This window comes from Rhodococcus yunnanensis NBRC 103083, assembly GCF_001895005.1.
Classification (GTDB): Bacteria; Actinomycetota; Actinomycetes; order Mycobacteriales; family Mycobacteriaceae; genus Rhodococcoides; species Rhodococcoides yunnanense.
On the sequence record NZ_BCXH01000032.1, the window covers coordinates 20,351 to 27,382 of the forward strand.

Below are 7,032 nucleotides of genomic sequence, written 5' to 3' on the forward strand. Positions count from 1 at the left end.
CGAAATGAAGCAGTGTCGAAATGAAGCAGTGTCGGTGGTCTCGGTACGGGCGTTCCGGGTGGAACGGGAACAACAAGCTTAACGAGCCCCGATCGGCTCGGCTCACCACCACTCGACAAGCCCAGCCGACCACGGCGGGGGTCCGCAGTCTCAGGGGTCTATCCGGTTTCCGATCGATACTGTTACCGCGCCTGCCCGTCCACCCCGGCCGATACTCACATCTGCGTGACGGTCCGTCCTTCCGACCAGGCGTCGACGGCACTACCGGTGGCTCGGCCGTCTGTGATGACCACCACTGCGAGATCGTCGAGCTGGTCCGGTCCCGACAGCTGGAGTACTTCGACCGGAACGAATGCGTGTGTCGCCCATGAATCGAACAGCAGATCGGACACCGAGGCGACGTCCGTCTCGGTCTCGCCCAGGATGAGTGCACCACCTCTCGACGTCACGGCGAACGCCTCCAAGATCGCAGCTTCGGAGTCGAACGGGCCATGGTAGTAGCTACGAGTGTCGTATCCCACTTCGAATCGATCTGCGAACTCGGCGGTACGAAGAAGCAGTTCCGACTGTGTCGACGACCCCGTCGACAGCTGAACTGCAGTGTGCATCCCCGACAGCTGCTGGACTCGGTCGGAGTACGACACGGGATGCCCGGGTCGGCCCGCCGTTTCGCGCACGAAGTCCGCGCTGTCGACGAGCAACCAGACCGGTCCGTCCGGCGCCGACGCATGGTGCTGTTCGGTGGTCAGCCCGAACTGGGCCTGACCCACCGGGCGATCGGAACCGGGCTGCGACGGTATGACAGCGGCGCCTGTCTTGGCCACCGCCCACAGTGCCTCGACGGCAGTCGTCGACCGGCCGAGATGTACGACGACGGACATGCCGGGGCCCACGCCTCTGTCGATCAGCGACCTGGCCAGCTTCGACGAGGCGATGTCGAGATCGCGATAGCTGATCTCGTCGTCGCCCGACACCATCGCAGGCGCTTCGGGATCGTCTTCGACCGTCTCTCCGAGCACCTGCGGAAGCACCTGCATCTCGAATCCGGAGGTTCGAGACGCAGCAGGCGAACCGGACTCGGCGGAGGCGATCACGATGCGCTCCCTCTCGTCCGCATCGAGGATGTCTATGGTGCCGATCTGCGCGGTCGGCTCGTCGATGATCGCATTCAGAATTCGAAGGAACCACCGACTGACCTCGGTGACGTACCGACCGTCGAGGTAAGTGTCCAAGTACTTGAACGTCAGCTCGAGCTCTGCCTCGACCACGGTCAACACTGTCAGCGGGTAGTGCGTGGCGTCGTTCACCCCTACGCCGGTGATCTGCAGGCCGTCGACCGAGCTTGCCGCGGCGATCGCGTCGCGATCGATGGGGTAGGACTCGAATACGAGCAACGTGTCGAACAACTTGTCGACCCCGACGCGTTGCTGAATCTCGGTCAGTCCCACGTAGTGGTGATCGAGCAGATCCGCCTGTTGGCCTTGCAGCCGAACGAGCGTCTCGGCCCGCGAACCACGGTCGCCGATGTCGACCCGAACAGGCAAGGTGTTGATGAACAGACCCACCATCGACTCCACGCCTGCGAGATCGGCCGGACGACCGGATACGGTGGCGCCGAACACCACGTCCTGGCGTCCGGTCAGACGACCCAGCAGTATCCCCCACGCTGCCTGCACCACGGTGTTGACGGTGACGCCCAGATCCGACGCCATCGCACTGAGGAGCAAGGTCCGGTCCTCGGGCAGCGTGACCTCGATCTTGTCGATCACCGGCTCCGCCGAAGATGGACGTGCACTCTCGGCCAGCAAGGTCGGCTCGGATACACCGTGCAGCACGTCGGCCCATCGATCGAGCGAGTCTGCCCGGTCCCGGCTGTCGAGCCACGACAGGAAGTTCCGGAACGGCCGAACGCGCGGCAGCACGGACAGATCGGCCCGAACTGCGTACAGCACCAACAGATCCTGCATGAGCAACGGCATGGACCATCCGTCGAGCAGAATGTGATGGCTGGTGATACCGAGGTGCCAGGCATCTGCCGCGACCTTGATCAGCGTGAATCTGATGAGCGGCGGCGCCGACATGTCGAAGCGCTCTGCCTGCGCGGCCACCAGGATTCGCTTCGCCTCTGCGCGTCGGTCCTCCTCCGCGACATGCATCAGATCGATCTCGCGGAACGGAAGCTCCAGTTCACCGAGTACCACCTGTACCGGTCGACCGTCACTGTCGCTGACGAATGCTGCTCGCAGATTCGCGTGTCGATCGAGCAGAGCCTGCGCGGACGCCCGCAATCGATCGGTGTCGACGACGCCGGCCAGGTCGAGAACGGCCTGCATGGTGTAGACGTCCACAGTCGACTCGGTCATCATGGCGTGGAACAGCAATCCGGACTGCAGCGGCGTCAGAGGCCAGACGTCCTCGACGCCCGGGTAGGTGGATTCCCACGTGTCGATCGCGGCCTGGGTGGAGGCGATCATGGTCAGGTCCGACGGAGTCAGCCCACCGGCGTCGTCGGTCCCGCTGTGATCGGACAACGCACCCAACGCAGTCGTCCACAGCTCGGCCAACTCGGCGACGTCGGCGCGGTCGAGAAGACCCGTCGGGAATGCGACTGTCGCACCCAACCTCGGGCCGTCCGGTCCGTCCGTCACGATGGCATTGATGTCGATGCTCGAGTTGGCGGGCATGTCGTCGTCCATCTCCGCGGTCAGAGATCCGAGCGAACCCGTTGGGGCCCATCCGAAATCGGCCAACTCTGCCGGAATCTCCGCGGACGAAATCCGCCCCAGGTAGTTGAAGCTGATTTGACCGGCAGGCACCGATTCGAGTTCCGAGGCGGTCTCGTCGTCGAGGTACCGAAGCAGCCCGTATCCCATGCCGCGATCGGGCACTCGGGAAATCTGCTCCTTGACTGCCTTGACGGCCGCACCCATCGCCGAGCCTCCGGACAACGCGTCGTCGACGTCGATGCCGTCCAGCCGTAGCGCAAGCGGGTACGCGCTGGTGAACCACCCGATCGTCCGCGACAGATCTGCGCCCGGAACGACCGACTCTTCACGTCCGTGCCCTTCGAGAGCGAAGAGCGCACTGGTCGTGTGTATTCCGCGAGTGCGGCGCCACTGCGACACCGCCAACGCAAGTGTTGCCAGGAGCCCGTCGTTGACCCCACCCCGGTACAGGCGCGGCACGCGGGTCAACAGCGCATCGGTCACGTCGGCCGAGATCTCGACCTCGACACGTTCGACGGTACCTGCGACATCGACCGCAGGATCGAACGGACGACTGCCCACGAGAGGATCCTCGATATCGGCCAGCGACTTCCAGACCGAGAGTTCCTCCCGACGCGACGGCGCGGCTGCCGCTTCGATCAACCCGTGCGCCCATCGCCGCATCGACGTGCCCACTGCAGGCAGCGACACCCGCTGTCCCGCAGCGAGTTGCGACCACGCGACCGCAAGATCAGGGAGCAGGATCCGCCACGTGACGCCGTCGACGACGAAGTGATGGGCGACGAGCAGGAGCACTCCGCGCCGACTGCCGGTGTCGTCGGGCTTCGAATCGAAGTCGAACCAGACGAACTGAATCATCGATCCCGTGGCCGGGTTCAACCGCCCCATGGCGGCGTTCAACTCGCTGGACGCGAGCTTCTCCAGCGCGTCCGAGGAGATCGATGCATCGACTCGGACGTGTTCGATCGCAGCGGCGACATCAACGCTGCCCCGTTCACGAACTGCCATGTCACCGTCGACGTACACAGCTCTGAGCATGTCGTGGTGATCGATCACCGCGGACAGCGTGGCTGCCAGAAGCGCCGAATCGATCTCGGCAGGCAGGCTGACCGATACCGACTGCGAGAACCTGTCGAGGCCACCGCCCGCTGCCGTCACCTTGCGCATGATCGGGGTGAGCGGCACGGTGCCGACGCCGCCACCAGGGAGTTCGGACAGAACTACCGTGCGATCCGCATCGTCGATGCGCACCGCAACTTCGGCGAGTCCAGCGACGGACCTACGTTCGAACACATCTCTCGGCGAGAACGACACGCCGCGAGCCTTGGCGCGCGAGACGAGTTGAATCGAGACGATGCTGTCGCCACCGAGCGCGAAGAAGGATTCGTCCACGCCCACTCGCGGCAGCCGAAGCACGTCCGCGAAGACCTCGGCGATGATCTGCTCGATGTCGGTTTCCGCCGCGCGATACACCTGCTCCTCGAAGACCGGTTCCGGCAGAGCACGGCGGTCGAGTTTGCCGACCGGGGTCAACGGAACCTCGTCGAGGACCACGATGGACGCGGGCACCATGTGCGACGGCAGTGTCGTGGCCACGAATTCGGTCAACGCGGCCTGGTCGACGACCGAGCCGACGGCTGGCATGACGTACGACACGAGAACCGTTGCACCAGAAGGCAAATCCTTACCCAGAGTGGCCGCGAACGCCACCGAAGGATGTGCCGACAGTGCGGCGTCGACCTCCCCGAGCTCGACCCGGAAGCCACGAATCTTGACCTGGAAGTCGGACCGTCCGACGAATTCGAGTTCGCGAGTTCCGGGACGTCCCGTCCACCGAACGAGGTCACCGGTGCGATACATCCGTGCACCCGTGCCCGAGTAGGGATTTGCGACGAAACGGGATGCCGTCAGGCCACCACGGTCGTGGTAACCCCTGGCGAGTCCCTCGCCCGCCAGGTACAGCTCGCCCGCTACCCCAACGGGCACAGGACGCAGTCGCCCGTCGAGAACAAGCGCCGTCGTGCCGCGGACCGGCGCGCCGATCGTGATCGGTCGAGCCGGTGCGAGTTCTGCGAACGACGAGATGATGGTGGTCTCCGTCGGGCCGTAGCCGTTGAAGTACCGACGCCCCGGTGCCCAGCGCGCGAGCAACTCGGGGGTCGTCACGTCGCCACCCACGGACAATACGCGCAGGCTGTCCATTCCCGCCGGGTCCATCGTTCCCAGTACTGCCGGCGTGATGATCGAATGTGTCACCTTTTCGGAGACGAGGATCTCGGCCAGATCCGGTCCACCGATCACATCCGAGGGCACGATCACCAGACGGGCTCCGGCAGAGAAGGCAACCATCCATTCGAGTACCGATGGATCGAAGCTCGGCGAGCAGATGTGCAGGAAGCGAGAATCCGACGTCGTGCCGTACAGCTCGATCGCTGAATCCAACACACCCCGCAAGCTCGCGTGCGTGACCACGACACCCTTGGGTAGTCCGGTCGATCCCGATGTGTAGATCACGTAGGCCGGGTGGTCGGTTCTCAACGGTGCCTGCCGGTCCGCATCGGAAATCGGATCCGCGGACTGTGCAGCAATGTCGAGGTGGAGCTGATCCCCGTCGAGGAGCATCCAGTCCTCGTTCGGAAGCGCGTCGACGTATGCCGTCCCCGTGAGGCGAACGACCGCGCCCGAATCGGACAGCATGTGCTCGATTCGATCCGGCGGGTAGTTCGGGTCGACGGGCAAGTGCGCGCCGCCTGCTTTGGCAACTGCCCAGACTCCGAGAATCATCTCGTACGAACGAGGGAATGCAAGGGCAACGACGGTGTCCGGTCCTACTCCGCTATCGATCAACACACGGGCCAGCTGTGTGGAGGTGTCGTCGAGTTCGCGGTAGGTCACCGAGCGACCGGATATACGAACGGCGACGGCATCGGGGTCGAGCGCAGCCCCGGCCGTGAAGATCTCGTGCAACGTCGACGATGCGCCGGCTTCTTCGCCACGTGCCTGCGTCAACGACGCAGTCTCGTCGGGGTCGAGAAGTGCGAGGTCGCCGACGGGCTTCGACAGGTCACCGGTCGCATCCTCGACCAGCCGGAGAAACCGCACTGCGAAGTCGGATACCGTGGACTGGTCGAACATGTCTGCGGCATAAGAGAACTCAGCCGAGATGCCGTCCAGTACACCGTCGGCCAGTACATGCTCACGCAGTGTGAGAGACAGGTCGAATTTCGCGATGTGGGCCTCGAACGGAACGCCGCTGACGTGCAGATCCGGCAATTGCAGGTCTGTCGACGGCAGGTTCTCGAAGGACAACGCGACCTGGAAGAGCGGATGGCGGGACGTAGACCGTTCCGGATTGAGAACCTCGACGAGACGCTCGAACGGAATGTCGGCGTGGGCGAAGGCCTGAAGGTCGGCTTCTTTGGCTCGGGTGAGAATGTCGGCGAACGACCGGCTCGCCTCGACATGGGTACGCAACACCAGCGTGTTGACGAACATGCCCACCATATCGTCGAGCTCGGACTGTCCGCGCCCTGCGATGGGTGCTCCGATCGCGATGTCATCGGTACCGGACATGCGAGCGAGGAAGACCGCCATGGCGGTGTGCACCACCATGAACAGCGTGGTACCTGTCGTGCGAGCCACGTCCACCAGGGCCCGGTGGTTGTCGGCATCGATCCGGAACGGCACCTTGCCGCCCTCGTATGTCCGTACGGACGGACGTGTGCGGTCGGTAGGCAGGTTGAGTTCGTCGGGCAGACCGGCGAGCGCGGTCTTCCAGTACGACACCTGTTGCGAGGCAATCGACTTCGGGTCGTCCTCACTACCGAGGACCTCACGCTGCCACAACGCATAATCCGCATACTGCACCGGCAGAGGCGCCCAGCCGGGAGCCTCACCGACAGAACGCGCCGCGTAGGCCACCATCACGTCACGCGTCAACGGACCCATGGACCATCCGTCGGCCGAGATGTGGTGCGCGACAAGGACGAGCACGTACTCGTTCTCCGCTACCCTGAGCAGTTCGCCCCGCATCGGCAGTTCGGTGGTCACGTCGAATCCGGCAGAAATCACCTGTTCCACACGGCGAGCGATGTCCGCAGCGTCCACATCCTGGGGGACGAGGGTCGGCGCCGCCTCAGCGACGGTCAGGATCACCTGCGCGGCAATGCCGTCCGTCTCGGGATAGACCGTGCGGAGCGACTCGTGGCGCGTGAGCACGTCGCGCACCGCTGCGTTGAGGGCATCGACGTTCAACGAGCCCGACAGGCGAACCGCCACCGGAATGTTGTTGACCGCGGACTCGGTG

General features: G+C 64.4%; 1 protein-coding gene. It reads right to left on the minus strand.

The window, feature by feature from the left end:
• Positions 1-215: 215 nt before the first annotated feature.
• A complete protein-coding gene (locus RY1_RS28575) occupies positions 216-7,004 on the minus strand; it encodes a non-ribosomal peptide synthetase (RefSeq protein ID WP_245819997.1) in 6,789 nt (2,262 codons plus the stop codon).
• Positions 7,005-7,032 lie beyond the last annotated feature (28 nt).